This is a genomic window from Enterobacter sp. WI-ESBL-E8, from assembly GCF_053364895.1.
The window spans coordinates 571,876-586,992 of the sequence record NZ_JBRWXJ010000001.1; the positions used below are offsets into that span (position 1 = coordinate 571,876).

The window sequence follows — 15,117 nt, forward strand, 5'->3', positions numbered from 1 at the left end:
TCTCCCTTGAGGGAGAGGGGGAGGGTGAGGGGGAGAACACGGAACTTACCCGATCTGCCCATTCCCTAAATGCTTCACGCGGCGCTTCACCTCTTCCTGCTTGCCGGCGTTAAACGGACGCGCGTCCGGGCTGCCGAGATAGCCGCACACGCGGCGGGTGACGGAGACGCGGGCCGCGTCGTGGTTGCCGCATTTCGGGCAGGTAAAGCCTTTGCTGGTGCACTCAAACTCACCGGTAAATCCGCACTCGTAGCACTCGTCGATAGGCGTGTTGGTGCCGTAATACGGCACGTGCTGGTAGCTGTAATCCCACACGTCTTCCAGCGCCTTCAGGTTGTGCTGAATGTTCGGGTACTCGCCGTAGCAGATGAAGCCGCCGCTGGCGATCGGCGGATACGCCGCTTCGAAGTCGATCTTGTCGTACGGGTTAACCTTTTTCTCCACGTCGAGGTGGAAGCTGTTGGTGTAGTACCCTTTATCCGTCACCCCTTCCACAATCCCGAACTCGGCGGTATCCAGACGGCAGAAGCGGTCGCACAGGTTCTCGCTCGGCGTGCTGTAGAGGCTAAACCCGTAGCCGGTTTCCTCTTTCCACTGGTCTACCGCGTCGCGCAGGCGCTGAACGATGGCGATGCCTTTCTCACGCAGCGCTTCGCTGTCGTACATGTGCGTATCGCCGGCCAGCGCGTTGATGGTTTCATGAATGCCGATATAGCCCAGCGAAATCGACGCGCGACCGTTTTTGAAGATTTCGGACACGTCATCGTCCGCCTTCAGGCGCACGCCGCAGGCTCCTTCCATATAGAGGATGGGCGCGACGCGGGCCTTGACCCCTTCCAGACGCGCGATGCGGGTCATCAGGGCTTTACGCGCCAGCTGCAGGCGCTCGTCCAGCAGCGTCCAGAAGGCGTCTTCATTACCTTTTGCTTCCAGCGCGATGCGTGGCAGGTTCAGGCTGATTACGCCCAGGTTGTTGCGACCGTCGTGGATCTGCTCACCGTTTTCGTCTTCGTACACGCCGAGGAAGCTGCGGCAGCCCATTGGCGTTTTAAACGAACCGGTCACTTTGACGACCTGATCGTAGTTCAGGATGTCCGGGTACATGCGCTTGCTCGCGCACTCCAGCGCCAGCTGTTTGATGTCGTAGTTCGGATCGCCAAACTTGTGGTTCAGGCCGTCGCGGATGGCGAACACCAGTTTCGGGAACACGGCGGTTTTGCGGTTTTTGCCGAGCCCGGAGATGCGGTTGCGCAGGATAGACTGCTGGATCAGACGCGATTCCCAGCTGGTGCCCAGACCGAAGCCGAAGGTCACAAACGGCGTCTGGCCGTTGGCGGTGTGCAGGGTGTTTACCTCATACTCCAGCGACTGAAACGCGTCATAGCACTCTTTCTCGGTGCGGGAGTGGGCGTAGCCGTCCGCGTCCGGGATCTGCCACTCTTCGGCCGTTTTACGGTGCTTGTTGAAGCTTGCCGTCACGAACGGAGCCAGCACTTCATCAATGCGGTTAATGGTGGTGCCGCCATAAATGTGGCTGGCAACCTGAGCGATAATCTGCGCGGTGACGGCGGTGGCCGTGGAGATGGACTTAGGCGGTTCAATCTCGGCGTTACCCATTTTAAAACCGTGGGTCAGCATGCCTTTCAGGTCGATCAGCATGCAGTTGAACATCGGGAAGAACGGCGAGTAGTCGAGATCGTGGTAGTGGATCTCGCCGCGCTCGTGCGCCGACACCACGTCGCGCGGCAGCAGATGCTGGCGGGCATAGTGTTTAGCCACGATACCGGCCAGCAGGTCGCGCTGGGTCGGGATCACTTTACTGTCTTTATTGGCGTTTTCATTGAGCAGCGCAGAGTTGGTCTGCTCGACGAGGCCACGGATCTCCTGGTTCAGACGGCCGCGCTTCTCGCGCTGCACGTCACGATCGTGGCGGTACTCAATGTAGGCGCGCGCCAGCTGCTTGTAAGGGCCCGCCATCAGCTGGTTCTCAACCGCGGTCTGGATCTCGTTGATATCGACCTGGCTGCGTTCATTCATTTGGCTGCTAACGATTTCTGCGACGGTGGCGCAGTAATCTGCGTCATCGACTCCCGCTGCTTTAGCTGCACGCAGAATGGCTTCCTGGATGCGCTCTGATTTAAACGGCACTTTACAGCCATCACGTTTCATCACATGCGGTGTCATGATCACTCCATTTTTTAAAAACAGGTTATCCACAGAGGCGGAGAAGTATTCAAAGGCTGTATTGTCAGCCAGGTGAGAGACTTCCCTCGTTCCCGACCCTTGTTATCCACAATTCCGGAGAGCGGAGTCGCCGTCTTGTTGTTGGAATAGTAGACGATTAATACAAGATGTTGGGTCGGCGTGCATTTTAAGTGCTACATATAGTGATTTGCATCAAACATGTTTGCGATTTATTTGATTCAGAACAAAGTAAAAAGACGAGAGTACAAACGGCGGGCGCTGTAGCGATTGTAAATCCGGAAAGGAAAAGTCTGATTAATTATTCAACAAAAACAGTAAAGTAAGCCGGGCGCAACGGGTACGCCCGGTGAAGGTATTACGCCTGTAGCCACCAGACGGCTTCAAACGGACGCAGCGTCGTTTTCTTTGGCGACGGATAGTTGCTCATCACCGTCTGCCACTCGCCGCTCAGGAGGTCATTCGTCCATTCATGAGGCTTATCGCTCAGGTTCGCCATCACTATCAGCGTCTGCCCCTGCCACCGGCGGCGATAGCACCACAGGGAAGGGTGGTCAGGCAGTAAATCCTCATAATCCCCCCACGTCAGCACCGGCAGAGTTTTGCGCAGGCTAATCAGCGACTGGTAGGTGTAAAACACCGAATCCGGGTCATCGAGCGCCGCGCGGGCGTTCACGGTCTCATAGTTGTCGCAGACGCCAATCCACGGTTCGCCCTCGCTAAAACCCGCATTGTGCGACGCGTCCCACTGCATCGGCGTGCGTCCATTATCGCGGGACTTACTCGCCAGAATCGCCAGTAGCTCGTCCGGCTCGCGGCCGTTGGCCCGCAGTTCGGCGAACATGTTCAGGCTTTCCACGTCGCGGTAATCGGTGATGCGGCTGAAGTGCGGGTTGGTCATCCCCAGCTCTTCGCCCTGATAGATATACGGCGTACCCTGCATGCCGTGCAGCACCATGCCGAGCATCTTCGCGGCAGCCACGCGGTGTTCCCCTTCGTCACCAAAGCGCGACACGATGCGCGGCTGATCGTGGTTACACCAGAACAGCGCGTTCCACGCTTTGTTGTGCATCCCCTGCTGCCAGTGGGTAAAGAGGGTTTTCAGCGCCACGAAGTCCGGCTTCGCCTTCGTCCACTTTTCGCCGCCGGGGTAGTCCACCTTCAGATGATGGAAGTTAAAGGTCATCGACAGCTCGCTGCCGTCGAGCGACGCGTACTGCTGGCAGTTCTCCAGCGAGGTCGAGGACATCTCGCCTACCGTCATCAGGTTGCGCGGGGTGAAGACGTCGCGGCTCATCTCCTGCAGATATTCGTGGATGCGCGGCCCGTCGGTATAGAAGCGGCGGCCGTCTCCGATGTTGTCGTCCGGGAAATCCTGATCTTTTGAAATCAGGTTAATCACGTCCAGACGCAAGCCGTCCACGCCGCGATCGGCCCAGAACTCGCACACTTTTTTCAGCTCGGCGCGCACCTCCGGGTTCTCCCAGTTGAGGTCCGCCTGCTCCGGCGCAAACAGGTGCAGATAGTACTGCTCGCTCTCGGCGTGCCAGCGCCAGGCGTTGCCGCCAAACTTGGAGCGCCAGTTGTTGGGAAGCTGCTCCGGCGTGCCGTCGCGCCAGATGTAGAACTGGCGGTACGGGCTCGCTTTGTTCAGCGATTCGCGGAACCAGGCGTGCTGCGTGGAGGTGTGGTTAAACACCATATCCAGCACGATGCGAATGCCGCGCGCGTGCGCCCCGGCAACCAGCTCGTCGAAGTCATCCAGCGTGCCGTAGGCCGGGTCAATGGCGGTGTAATTCGCCACGTCGTAGCCGTTATCCACCTGCGGGGAGATATAAAACGGCGTCAGCCAGATGGCGTCGATGCCGAGGGTTTTCAGGTAGTCCAGGCGCTGCGTCACGCCGCGCAGATCGCCGGTGCCGCTGCCGGTAGTGTCCTGGAAACTTTTTGGGTAAATCTGATAGATGACGCCGTTCTGCCACCAGTGAGGAAGAGTATTCATAGTGCTTTCCTGCAAATGCGAAGGGGCGCAACTGCGCCCCGAAAGAAGACGTTAAACAATCTGCAGCGTGCCCTGACGGAACTTACGCTGGTAAACCACGGTGGTGAGCGCCATTGGGACGATAATCGCTACCGCCATCGCCAGGGCAAATACCTGCCAGAACGCGGGCTGGATGGAAAGGATGCCCGGCAGCCCGCCGACGCCAATCCCGTTTGCCATCACCCCATTCAGGCCGCACAGCAGGCCTGCCAAACCGGAACCGATCATCGCGCAGAGCATCGGGAAGCGGTATTTCAGGTTGATGCCGTACATCGCCGGTTCGGTGACGCCGAGGTAGGCGGAGATAGCTGCCGGAACAGAGATTTCACGTTCGTTATGCTTGCGGCTGACGATGATGATGCCGGTCACCGCAGAGGCCTGTGCAATGTTAGACAGCGCGATAATCGGCCAGACCGGCGTGCCGCCGAGGCTCTGGATCATCTGCATATCAATGGCCAGCGTGGTCTGGTGCACACCGGTGATCACCAGCGGGGCGTACAGGAAGCCAAACAGCGCGGCACCAATCGGCGCGAAGCTGCCGGTCATCAGGTGACGGACCGCGAAGGCCACGCCGTCGCCAATCATGCGGCCAAACGGACCGATAAAGGCGTGCGCCAGGAACACCGCCAGGATCAGCGAGCAGACCGGCACCACCACCAGATAGAGGTAATCCGGCACGATGCGCTTCAGGCGCGTTTCAATAAAGCCCAGCGACAGACCGGCCAGCAGTGCCGGGATCACCTGCGCCTGGTAGCCCACCTTAGCGATAGTAAACAGCCCGAAGTTCCACACCTCCGGCACCTGCTGCCCAAGTAAGTAAGCGTTCATTAACTGTGGAGAGACCAGCGTGACGCCCAGCACGATACCCAGAATCGGCGTGCCGCCCATTTTGCGCACCGCAGACCAGCAAATGCCCACCGGCAGGTAGAAGAAGATCGCTTCGCCAATCAGCCACAGGAAGTCATAGATGCTTTGCAGCGCGGGGTACATCTGCGCCAGGGTTTTGCCGTCGCTCATCGGCACATCGCCGATGACGTTACGGAAGCCTAAGATTAAGCCCCCGCTGATCAGCGCCGGCAGCAGCGGGAAGAAGATCTCCGCGAAGTGGGAAATCAGCTGCTCGTGCCACTTCATATTCTGGCGCGCGGCCTTCTTCGCCTGCTCTTTATCGGCGGAAGAATGCCCGGTTGTCGCCAGCAGAGCCTGATAGTAATCGCCCACTTCGGTATCAATAACCACCTGGAACTGGCCGGCGTTGGTGAAGCAGCCTTTTACCATGGAAAGTTCTTCAATGGCCTTCGGGTTGGCTTTGGCCGGGTCGTTCAGCACGAAGCGCAGGCGGGTAATGCAATGGCTGACGGTGGCGATGTTTTCGCGGCCGCCGACCAGGACGATCAGCCGATCGATATCTGCTTGTTTGACTTTACTCATCATGAAACCTCATGACAGATGGGAAGGGTGTAATGACCTGAGCGCAAGCCTACTCCTTCAGCGTGACGGCGAAAATGGGAACGTTCCCGAAATCAGGCGAAGATCACAATAATCCGTTGAGCGGGGGTTAAGAGAGGTGGGCGGGAATAACGATCTGACGCGGCTCAGCGCGCCCGTTGATCTGCTCTATCAGCTGCGCGGCGGCCTGCCTGCCGGACTCGGCGTAGCCCGGATCGACGGTGATAATTTCCGGGTGCAGGAACTTCATCAACGGCGTGCTGCCGACGCTCGCCACCTGCAGGTTATCGATGCGCTGCTCCTGGATATATTTGCTCGCGCCCAGCGCCAGGGTATCCGTGGCGCACACCAGCGCGGTGGTCTGTGGCGTCAGTACGCTGGCGGCCTGCTCGTAGCCCTGCTTCATGCCCAGCCCCGGCAGGGAGGCCACGGCGGAGAGGTTGTGCTGTTTGCAAAATGCCAGATAGGCTTCATGGCGGCGCTTGCCGGTGGTGACGTCCGCGTGGGGAACGCCGAGGAAGCTGATGTGGCGATGGCCTTGCTCGTACAGGCGCTGCATCAGGGTCACGATGGCGCCTTCGTCGTCGTAGCAGACGGACGCAAAGCCGTGGGCATCGCGCGCCAGCAGCACCAGCGACGGCTGCCAGGGTTTCAGCATTTCGTCTTTGATGCCGGTAAAGCCAAACAGCACCACGCCGTCAATGTTGCGCCGCTTGAGCATACCCAGATGCTCTTCAACCAGCTGCACAGAGAACTGGCTCTCCATCATGATCGGATCATAGCCCTGCTCGTAGAAGGCGGGCAGCATGGTCTGGACGGCGAGATTTTCGGAGAGCGAATCCAGACGCGAAACAATAATGGCGACCACCTTGTCGCTCTGTCCGCGCATGGCGCGCGCGGAGCGGGAAGGGGAAAAACCGTGCTGGTTCATGACCGCCTCAACGCGTTCGCGGGTGCGTTCGCTGACGCCGCTTTCGTTGTTCAGCACGCGTGAGACGGTTGATTTCCCCACGCCGCTTAAACGCGCGATGTCTTTAATCGTAAGGCGGTTCTGCATGCTGTATTCCCTGTAACAACGACAAAGTGGTTAATTGAGCCTAATGACATAGCGTGTTTTCGCTATGGGCAAAGTCTGGTTTACGTTCGGTTTATTTGCAGGGGGGTATAATACCGTCCGAATCGCCACAAAGGGTATGCTTAAATCCTTATACTGCGCGGCGACCCCCTGATTTTTTACTTACCGGAGGCTTTATGGATCCCGATCCCACACCTCTCCTGAACGGGAGAATGCGTTCTTTCCGGTAAGCCAGCTTTGTTGCTGTCTCACCGGCGTGAGGCAGTAGCGTCTTAAACGTTCCTGCTTGAAAAATTAAGTGCCTCTCAGGTACGGCCTTGCCACGCCTGAAGGAAATGCTGCGTCCGCGCTTGCGGATGCGGAGGAATGACTATGTTTAAAAATATCACCCGGCAGCTGCAGGCCATGCTGAGCCGCCACCTGCCACACCGTCTTGTTCAACGCGACCCGCTGCCCAATGGCAAAAACATGGCGGGCGCCGCGATCCCGGCGTCCCTGACCGAGCGCTGCCTGAACGTGGCGGCGATGGATGAAAACGAAGTCTGGCGCGCGTTCGGCGGGCACCCGGAAGGGCTGAACGCTTCAGAAGTGGAAAAAATCCGCGCCGTGCATGGCGATAACCAGATCCCGGCGCAAAAGCCGTCTCCGTGGTGGGTGCATCTCTGGCTCTGCTACCGCAACCCGTTCAACCTGCTGCTGACCGTGCTCGGCCTCATCTCCTACGCGACGGAAGATCTGTTTGCCGCAGGGGTGATTGCCCTGATGGTGGGCATTTCCACGCTGCTGAACTTTATTCAGGAGGCCCGCTCCACCAAAGCGGCGGACGCCCTGAAGGCGATGGTCAGCAACACCTCGACCGTCTCGCGCGTGATCAACGATCTCGGTGAAAACGCGTGGGTCGAACTGCCCATAGACCAGCTGGTGCCGGGCGATCTGGTGAAGCTGGCGGCGGGAGATATGATCCCGGCGGATTTACGCATTATTCAGGCGCGCGATCTGTTCGTGGCGCAGGCCTCGCTGACCGGGGAATCCCTGCCCGTTGAAAAGGTGGCGCGCAGCCGTGACCCGCAGCAGATGAACCCTCTCGAGTGCGACACCCTGTGCTTTATGGGCACCACGGTGGTCAGCGGCACCGCGCAGGCGATTGTCACCGCCACCGGGGGCAACACCTGGTTTGGACAGCTTGCCGGACGCGTCAGCGAGCAGGAGAGCGAGCCGAACGCCTTCCAGAAAGGCATTGGCCGCGTCAGCATGCTGCTGATCCGCTTTATGATGGTGATGACGCCGATCGTGCTGCTGATCAACGGCTACACCAAAGGCGACTGGTGGGAAGCGGCCCTGTTTGCGCTCTCCGTGGCCGTCGGCCTGACGCCGGAAATGCTGCCGATGATCGTCACCTCCACGCTGGCGCGCGGGGCGGTGAAGCTCTCTAAACAGAAAGTGATCGTTAAACACCTCGACGCTATTCAAAACTTTGGCGCGATGGACATCCTGTGCACCGATAAAACAGGCACGCTGACGCAGGACAAAATCGTGCTGGAGAACCACACCGACATTTCCGGCAAAACCAGCGAGCGCGTCCTGCACAGCGCGTGGCTGAACAGCCATTACCAGACCGGGCTGAAAAACCTGCTCGACGTCGCGGTGCTGGAAGGGGTGGATGAAGAGTCAGCCCGCACGCTCTCCGGCCGCTGGCAGAAGGTGGATGAGATCCCGTTCGACTTCGAGCGCCGCCGCATGTCGGTGGTGGTAAGCGAACAGCAGGACGTCCATCAGCTGATCTGCAAAGGGGCGCTGCAGGAGATCCTCAACGTGTCGACGCAGGTTCGCCATAACGGCGACATCGTGCCGCTGGACGACACCATGTTGCGCCGCATCAAGCGCGTCACCGATAACCTGAATCGTCAGGGGCTGCGCGTGGTGGCGGTGGCGAGCAAGTTCCTGCCCGCGCGTGAAGGGGACTATCAGCGTATCGACGAATCCGATCTGATCCTCGAGGGTTACATCGCCTTCCTCGATCCGCCGAAAGAGACCACTGCGCCGGCGCTGAAGGCGCTGAAGGCGAGCGGCATCACGGTGAAAATCCTCACCGGCGACAGCGAGCTGGTGGCGGCCAAAGTGTGCCATGAGGTGGGGCTGGACGCGGGCGACGTGGTGGTGGGAAGCGATATTGAGCACCTCTCCGATGACGAACTGGCTAAGCTTGCCCGGCGCACCACGCTGTTTGCCCGCCTGACGCCGATGCACAAAGAGCGCATTGTCACCCTGCTCAAGCGCGAAGGGCACGTTGTGGGCTTTATGGGCGACGGCATCAACGATGCGCCCGCGCTGCGTGCGGCGGATATCGGCATCTCCGTGGACGGCGCGGTGGACATCGCCCGCGAAGCGGCGGATATCATCCTGCTGGAAAAGAGCCTGATGGTGCTGGAGGAGGGCGTCATCGAAGGGCGTCGCACCTTCGCCAACATGCTCAAGTACATCAAGATGACCGCCAGCTCCAACTTCGGTAACGTCTTCAGCGTGCTGGTGGCGAGCGCGTTCCTGCCGTTCCTGCCGATGCTGCCGCTGCATCTGCTGATCCAGAACCTGATGTACGACGTGTCTCAGGTGGCGATCCCGTTTGATAACGTGGACGACGAGCAGATCCAGAAGCCGCAGCGCTGGAATCCGTCAGATCTTGGTCGTTTCATGCTGTTCTTCGGGCCGATCAGCTCCATCTTCGACATTCTGACCTTCTGCCTGATGTGGTTTGTGTTCCACGCCAACACCCCGGAACACCAGACGCTGTTCCAGTCCGGCTGGTTCGTGGTAGGTCTGCTGTCGCAGACGCTGATTGTGCATATGATCCGCACCCGCCGCATTCCGTTCATCCAGAGCCGCGCCGCGTGGCCGCTGATTGTGATGACGGGGATTGTGATGGCGCTCGGCATCGCGCTGCCGTTCTCACCGCTGGCGAGCTACCTGCAGCTGCAGGCGCTGCCGCTGAGCTACTTCCCGTGGCTGGTGGCGATCCTCGCTGGTTATATGGTGCTGACGCAGATGGTGAAAGGGTTCTATGCGCGTCGGTATGGGTGGCAGTAAGTTATGTTTGCCGGGTGGCGGCTTCGCCTTACCCGGCCTACTCACGAAACGTAGGCCCGGTAAGCGCAGCGCCACCGGGCAATAGCTTTCCTCTCAAATTCAACAACCTGTGATCTCCGTCGGCGCAATCGCTTGACGACAAATTGAGCGCATGTTAACAGAATGTTTTGCCTTTATTTGGCCCGTCAGATAAGGAACATTCATGTTACGGTACAGTCTCTTAACCGCCGGATTGATGCTCGGCGCGTCTGCGTTTGCCGCTCCGGCAGGCGATCTCCCTTTAATGCCCTGGCCTGCTAAGGTCGAACGCCCGACGACACAGGGCGCGCTGGTGCTTAACGATAAAATTTCCGTTAGCGTCAGCGGCGACGATCTGGGCGACGCGGTCAACCGCCTGCGCCAGCGCATCGCCCTGCAAACCGGCTGGACGCTGCAGCCGCAGGCTGAAAAGCCAGACAAACCGACCATCCGCATCGCGGTTGCCAAAAAGGTCAAGCCGCAGCCGCTGCCGGACAGCGATGAAAGCTATAAGCTCACGGTGGACGCCAACGGCGTCGATATCTCCGCCAACACCCGCTTCGGCGCGCTGCGCGCCATGGAAACCCTGCTCCAGCTGATGCAGAACGGAGCGGAAAACACCTCGCTGCCGTGGGTCACCATTGAAGATTCCCCGCGCTTCCCGTGGCGCGGGCTGCTGCTGGACTCGGCGCGCCACTTTATCCCGCTGCCGGACATCAAGCGCCAGATTGACGGCATGGCCGCGGCGAAGCTCAACGTCCTGCACTGGCACCTGACAGACGATCAGGGCTGGCGCTTCAGCTCGAAGCGTTACCCTAAGCTGACGCAGCTTGCCAGCGATGGGCTGTTCTACACGCCGGAACAGATGCGCGAGGTCGTGCGTTACGCTACCGAGCGCGGCATCCGCGTGGTGCCGGAGATCGACATGCCGGGCCACGCCTCGGCGATTGCCGTGGCCTATCCGGAGCTGATGAGCGCCCCGGGGCCTTATGAAATGGAGCGCCACTGGGGCGTGCTGAAGCCGGTGCTGGATCCGACAAAAGACGCAACCTACGCCTTCGCCGACGCTATGGTCAGCGAACTGGCGGCGATCTTCCCCGATCCGTATCTGCATATCGGCGGCGATGAGGTGGACGACAGCCAGTGGAAAGATAATGCGGCGATCCAAAAATTCATGCGCGATAACAAGCTCTCGGACAGCCACGCGCTGCAGGCGTATTTCAACCGCAAGCTGGAGACGATCCTTGAGAAACACCACCGGCAGATGGTCGGCTGGGACGAGATCTACCATCCCGATCTGCCGAAAAACATTCTGATCCAGTCCTGGCAGGGGCAGGATGCGCTGGGGCAGGTGGCCCAAAACGGCTACAAGGGCATTCTGTCGACGGGATTCTATCTCGACCAACCGCAATCTACCGCTTACCACTACCGGAATGAAATCGTGCCGCAGGGCTTAAACGGCGTGGATGTGATTGCAGACACCGACAGCGTCCAGAGCTGGGCCTTCACCATGCCGCGCCTGAAGGGCAAGCCGGTTGAGGGGAGCTTCACGCTGGTGAAAGGGGATGCCGGCTGGCGCGGATTTATTGATTTTGCCGGGAAATCCCGGCGCGCGGTGCAGGATATTGAATGGCGCGATGACAGCCAGGTGACCTTCACCGTCGACACCTGGATGGGCGAAACGCGCCCGGTGGTGTCGGTGAATAACGATACTCTCACCGGCTACTTCCTTCTGGGGAACGTTCGCTATCCGATTAGCGGCACGCGTCTGGACGAGGTCCCTAAAGGCACCCCGCCGGTAGTGCCGGATACCGCGAATCAGGCGAACCTGCTCGGCGGTGAGGCCGCGCTGTGGGCGGAAAACGTGGTGGCACCGGTGCTGGATATTCGCCTGTGGCCGCGCGCTTTTGCGGTGGCGGAGCGCCTGTGGTCCGCGCAGGACGTCAACGACGTCGACAACATGTACACCCGCCTGCAGGCGATGGACAGCTGGTCGACGGTGTCGGTCGGGCTGCAGCAGCATACCCAGCAGCAGGTGCAGTTCACGCGGTTGGCGAACAATGCCGATACCCTGCCGCTGCAGATCCTCGCGCAGGCGGTAGAGCCCGCGCAGTATTACACCCGTCAGCACCTCAAGTTCCAGGCGGGAAATTATCATCAGTTCGAACCGCTCAACCGCTTCGCGGACGCGCTGAACGCCGAAAGCGCCACCGTGCGGCAGATGAACAAGTGGGCCGACCGTCTGGTGAGCGATGCGGAAGACACGGAAAGCGCCGAGGCGCTGCGCCACGTCTTTAACCGCTGGCAGAGCAACACCAGCGACGCGCTGGCGCTAAGCGAAAACAGCTATCAACTGAAGGCGATGAAGCCGGTGATTCAGGAAGTGGATAAGCTGGCCTCGATTGGCCTGCGGCTCACCGACCTGGTGGCGCGTCAGGGCACGCTGGATGATAAAGAGATCGCGTCGATTCAGGGCGAGCTGGATAACGCGGCGAAGGTGCAGGACGAGGTGGTCATTGCGGCGGTGTATCCGCTGGAGACGCTACTTCGCGCCACGCGGAATCAGTAGCGGGCCATAAAAAAAGGCAGCCCCAGGCTGCCTTATCGTCGACAAAGCGAATTAGCGACGTACGGCAATCGCTTCGATTTCAATTTTCACGTCTTTTGGCAGACGGGCCACTTCCACACAGGAGCGCGCCGGGAAGGTGGCATTGTGCTCGGTGAAGAACGCTTCGTAGGTGGCGTTAACGGTCGCGAAATCGTTCAGATCTTTCACGAAAACGGTGGTTTTCACGATATCGCCCACTTTCAGGCCTGCGGATTCCACGATCGCCTGCACGTTTTCCAGCGACTGACGCGCCTGTGCCGCCACGTCTGCCGGTACTTCACCGGTTTTCGGGTTCACCGGGATCTGACCTGAAGTGATGATCATGCTGCCCAGATCAACGCCCTGAACGTAGGGGCCGATAGCCGCAGGTGCATTTTCCGTCGCGAGTACTTTGCTCATGTTTTCTCCAGAATTACAGCGTTAAGAATGTTCCCGGCCATTATAACAGCCGGGATTTCATTACCAACCTCAATTAGTTGGCCAGCACCACATAATGAGAAAACTCTTTTTCACAGTATTTGCATTTGAGTGCGATGTCATCAGCGCGTTTTTTCACTGCAAAGCTGGAGGATACCGGCTCAGCGTGGCTGATGCAGTTGCTGTTCGGGCAGACCAGCACGCTCTCAATGCGCTCCGGCAGGCTCGGACGGGATTTGCCGACCACTTCATACTCATCGATGCGGTTGACGGTGGCGTCCGGGGCGTACAGCGACAGCTGGTTGACCTGCTCGTCGGTCAGGAAGGTGTTCTCAATTTTGATCAGATCCTTGCGGCCCATCTCGCCTGACGGCAGGTTCAGGCCGATGGTGATGCGCTGATCGGTTTCGGTCAGTTTGAACAGCGTCAGCAGCTTAAAGCCCACCTGCGCAGGGATGTGGTCAATCACGGTGCCACGCTTGATGGCTTCAACCTGGAGTTTGTTATCGTGTGTCATGGTCGTTTCCCCTTACAGTGCCAATTCGCGATTCAGAACCAGTGCCAGTAACGCCTGGCGGGCGAAGATGCCGTTCCCGGCCTGCTGGAAGTACCAGGCGTGCGGCGTTTTATCCACGTCTGTTGTGATCTCATCGATGCGCGGCAGCGGGTGCAGCACCTTCATATTGTCGCGCGCGCCCTCGAGGTCGCTGGCGCGCAGCACGAACTGTGCCTTGACGTTGGCGTATTCGGACGGGTCCAGGCGCTCTTTCTGCACGCGGGTCATGTAGAGAATATCCACGTTGCCCACGACCTCTTCGATGCTGGCGTGCAGGCTCCACTGAATGCCTTTTTCGTCCAGCATGTCGAGAATGTACTGCGGCATCGCCAGCGCGTCAGGCGCGATGAAGAAGAAGCGGTTGCCGTTAAATTTCGCCAGCGCCTGGGTCAGGGAGTGGACGGTGCGGCCGTACTTCAGGTCACCGACCATGGCGATGTTCAGGTTCTCGAGCGTGCCCTGGGTCTCCTGAATGGTGAACAGATCCAGCAGGGTCTGCGTCGGGTGCTGGTTGGCACCGTCGCCAGCGTTCAGCACCGGAATGCCGCCGGAAAACTCGGTTGCCAGGCGCGCCGCGCCCTCCTGCGGGTGGCGCATCACAATCGCGTCGACGTAGGTGCTGATGACTGAAATGGTATCCGCCAGGGTCTCGCCTTTTTTACCCAGCGACGTGTTGCTGCTGTCTGAGAAGCCCACCACGCTCGCGCCCAGGCGGTGCATGGAGGTTTCAAAGGAGAGGCGGGTGCGGGTCGAGGCTTCGAAGAAGCAGCTCGCAATCACCTTGTGCTTCAGCAGCTCCGGTTGCGGATTGGCCTTCAGTTTTGCCGCGGTTTCCAGAACCAGTTCCAGCTCTTCGCGGCTGAGGTCGTTTATGGAAATGATGTGTTTTTGATAAAGCGGATTCATGTTTATCTCCTGACGCCGGGCAAAAAAAAGCCCCTCAAATGAGGGGCTCTGGGAATAGGTTTAGCAACGGGAAGAAAAACGGCAGGCCAGCGTCTGATTTCAGACGCGGTAAGACGTTATGTCGAACACGCTTGACCATGCTTCCTCCCGGCAAATTGTCGGGCATTATACGCAGCTCGCTTTTCGGATCAAGCGATTTAATGCACGCTTTACTCAATGCAAACGGTTCTTTATGAATATTAATTCGTTCTGAGTAAATAATTAATTTGCTTATGCACCAGCGCGGTACGCTTCACCACCCGGGGAGCGACCCAGACGATACTGCTGCCGGCCACCACGCCTAAAATTTCCGGTAACTGGTGATAATCCAGAATACGCGCCACCGCGCGGCCATATCCGGCGACGGTATGCACAAGGATAAACTCGCTATTATGCTCGACGCTCACCACCATTTCAGAAACGGTGCGCGCGGCGTCGGGGGCAGGGCGCAGCTGAGGATTCAACGAATAAATTTTTAGCCCTTTGGCATTTCGAATTTTTATGACTCCGAGCAACTTCAGCAGACGCGAAACGGTCGACTGGCTGATGCTGTCAAACCCTCTCTCCTGCAGGTCGCGGCGGATCTCTTCCTGCGAAAGATACCCCTTTTCGGCGATCAGACGCTTGCACACCGTGAGCTGCAGTTGTTCTTTGGGAGAGTACTCTTCGTAATCCATCATGTTTCCCATATCAGTTCCCGAAATAACCGGTGACACCGCACCGAT

11 protein-coding genes and 1 pseudogene are annotated in these 15,117 nt (G+C 58.9%); 3 read left to right on the plus strand and 9 right to left on the minus strand.

Annotation, left to right across the window (positions count from 1 at the left end; genetic code table 11):
* Positions 1 to 45: 45 nt before the first annotated feature.
* The 4 genes from nrdD to treR all read right to left on the minus strand — a co-directional run bounded on the left by nrdD (position 46) and on the right by treR (position 6,749).
* The gene (gene nrdD, locus ACWHWP_RS02765) at positions 46 to 2,184 is read right to left on the minus strand and encodes an anaerobic ribonucleoside-triphosphate reductase (protein WP_059311886.1); all 2,139 of its coding nucleotides are present in this window, start codon (positions 2,182 to 2,184) and stop codon (positions 46 to 48) included.
* 376 nt (positions 2,185 to 2,560) lie between these two features.
* Positions 2,561 to 4,204 (minus strand): alpha,alpha-phosphotrehalase, encoded by a 1,644-nt coding sequence (treC, locus tag ACWHWP_RS02770; RefSeq protein ID WP_447855007.1) that lies wholly within the window; start codon positions 4,202 to 4,204, stop codon positions 2,561 to 2,563.
* A gap of 51 nt (positions 4,205 to 4,255) precedes the next feature.
* Positions 4,256 to 5,674, minus strand: coding sequence for a PTS trehalose transporter subunit IIBC (treB, locus tag ACWHWP_RS02775; protein ID WP_447856621.1), 1,419 nt, complete (start codon positions 5,672 to 5,674; stop codon positions 4,256 to 4,258).
* A 127-nt stretch (positions 5,675 to 5,801) separates the two neighbouring features.
* Positions 5,802 to 6,749, minus strand: coding sequence for a trehalose operon repressor TreR (treR, locus tag ACWHWP_RS02780; protein ID WP_447855008.1), 948 nt, complete (start codon positions 6,747 to 6,749; stop codon positions 5,802 to 5,804).
* A gap of 390 nt (positions 6,750 to 7,139) precedes the next feature.
* Here treR and mgtA point away from each other — a divergent pair, with 390 nt between their 5' ends.
* Both mgtA and ACWHWP_RS02790 read left to right on the plus strand, forming a co-directional pair.
* Complete coding sequence (gene mgtA, locus ACWHWP_RS02785; RefSeq protein WP_059311883.1) at positions 7,140 to 9,848, plus strand: magnesium-translocating P-type ATPase; 2,709 nt, start codon at positions 7,140 to 7,142, stop codon at positions 9,846 to 9,848.
* Between the two features lie 202 nt (positions 9,849 to 10,050).
* A complete protein-coding gene (locus ACWHWP_RS02790) occupies positions 10,051 to 12,435 on the plus strand; it encodes a beta-N-acetylhexosaminidase (protein WP_447855009.1) in 2,385 nt (794 codons plus the stop codon).
* A 51-nt stretch (positions 12,436 to 12,486) separates the two neighbouring features.
* On the opposite strand, the gene ridA is transcribed toward ACWHWP_RS02790, so the two are convergent.
* The 4 genes from ridA to ACWHWP_RS02810 form a co-directional block, all read right to left on the minus strand.
* Positions 12,487 to 12,873 carry a 2-iminobutanoate/2-iminopropanoate deaminase gene (ridA, locus tag ACWHWP_RS02795; protein WP_003863373.1) on the minus strand — a complete coding sequence of 129 codons (387 nt, stop codon included), beginning with the start codon at positions 12,871 to 12,873 and terminating at the stop codon, positions 12,487 to 12,489.
* 73 nt (positions 12,874 to 12,946) lie between these two features.
* Positions 12,947 to 13,408: an aspartate carbamoyltransferase regulatory subunit gene (gene pyrI, locus ACWHWP_RS02800; RefSeq protein ID WP_028016502.1), complete on the minus strand. Its 462-nt coding sequence runs from the start codon at positions 13,406 to 13,408 to the stop codon at positions 12,947 to 12,949.
* A 12-nt stretch (positions 13,409 to 13,420) separates the two neighbouring features.
* A complete protein-coding gene (gene pyrB / locus ACWHWP_RS02805) occupies positions 13,421 to 14,353 on the minus strand; it encodes an aspartate carbamoyltransferase (protein ID WP_447855010.1) in 933 nt (310 codons plus the stop codon).
* A gap of 34 nt (positions 14,354 to 14,387) precedes the next feature.
* Complete coding sequence (locus ACWHWP_RS02810) at positions 14,388 to 14,492, minus strand: pyrBI operon leader peptide (protein ID WP_022646880.1); 105 nt, start codon at positions 14,490 to 14,492, stop codon at positions 14,388 to 14,390.
* On the opposite strand from ACWHWP_RS02810, the pseudogene ACWHWP_RS02815 reads away from it, so the two are divergent.
* Positions 14,472 to 14,589 (plus strand): annotated as a pseudogene (locus ACWHWP_RS02815) (hypothetical protein). The gene ACWHWP_RS02810 and the pseudogene ACWHWP_RS02815 overlap by 21 nt on opposite strands.
* Positions 14,590 to 14,592: 3 nt before the next feature.
* On the opposite strand, the gene ACWHWP_RS02820 reads toward ACWHWP_RS02815, so the two are convergent.
* Positions 14,593 to 15,072 carry an arginine repressor gene (locus ACWHWP_RS02820; RefSeq protein ID WP_059311914.1) on the minus strand — a complete coding sequence of 160 codons (480 nt, stop codon included), beginning with the start codon at positions 15,070 to 15,072 and terminating at the stop codon, positions 14,593 to 14,595.
* Between the last annotated feature and the right edge of the window lie 45 nt (positions 15,073 to 15,117).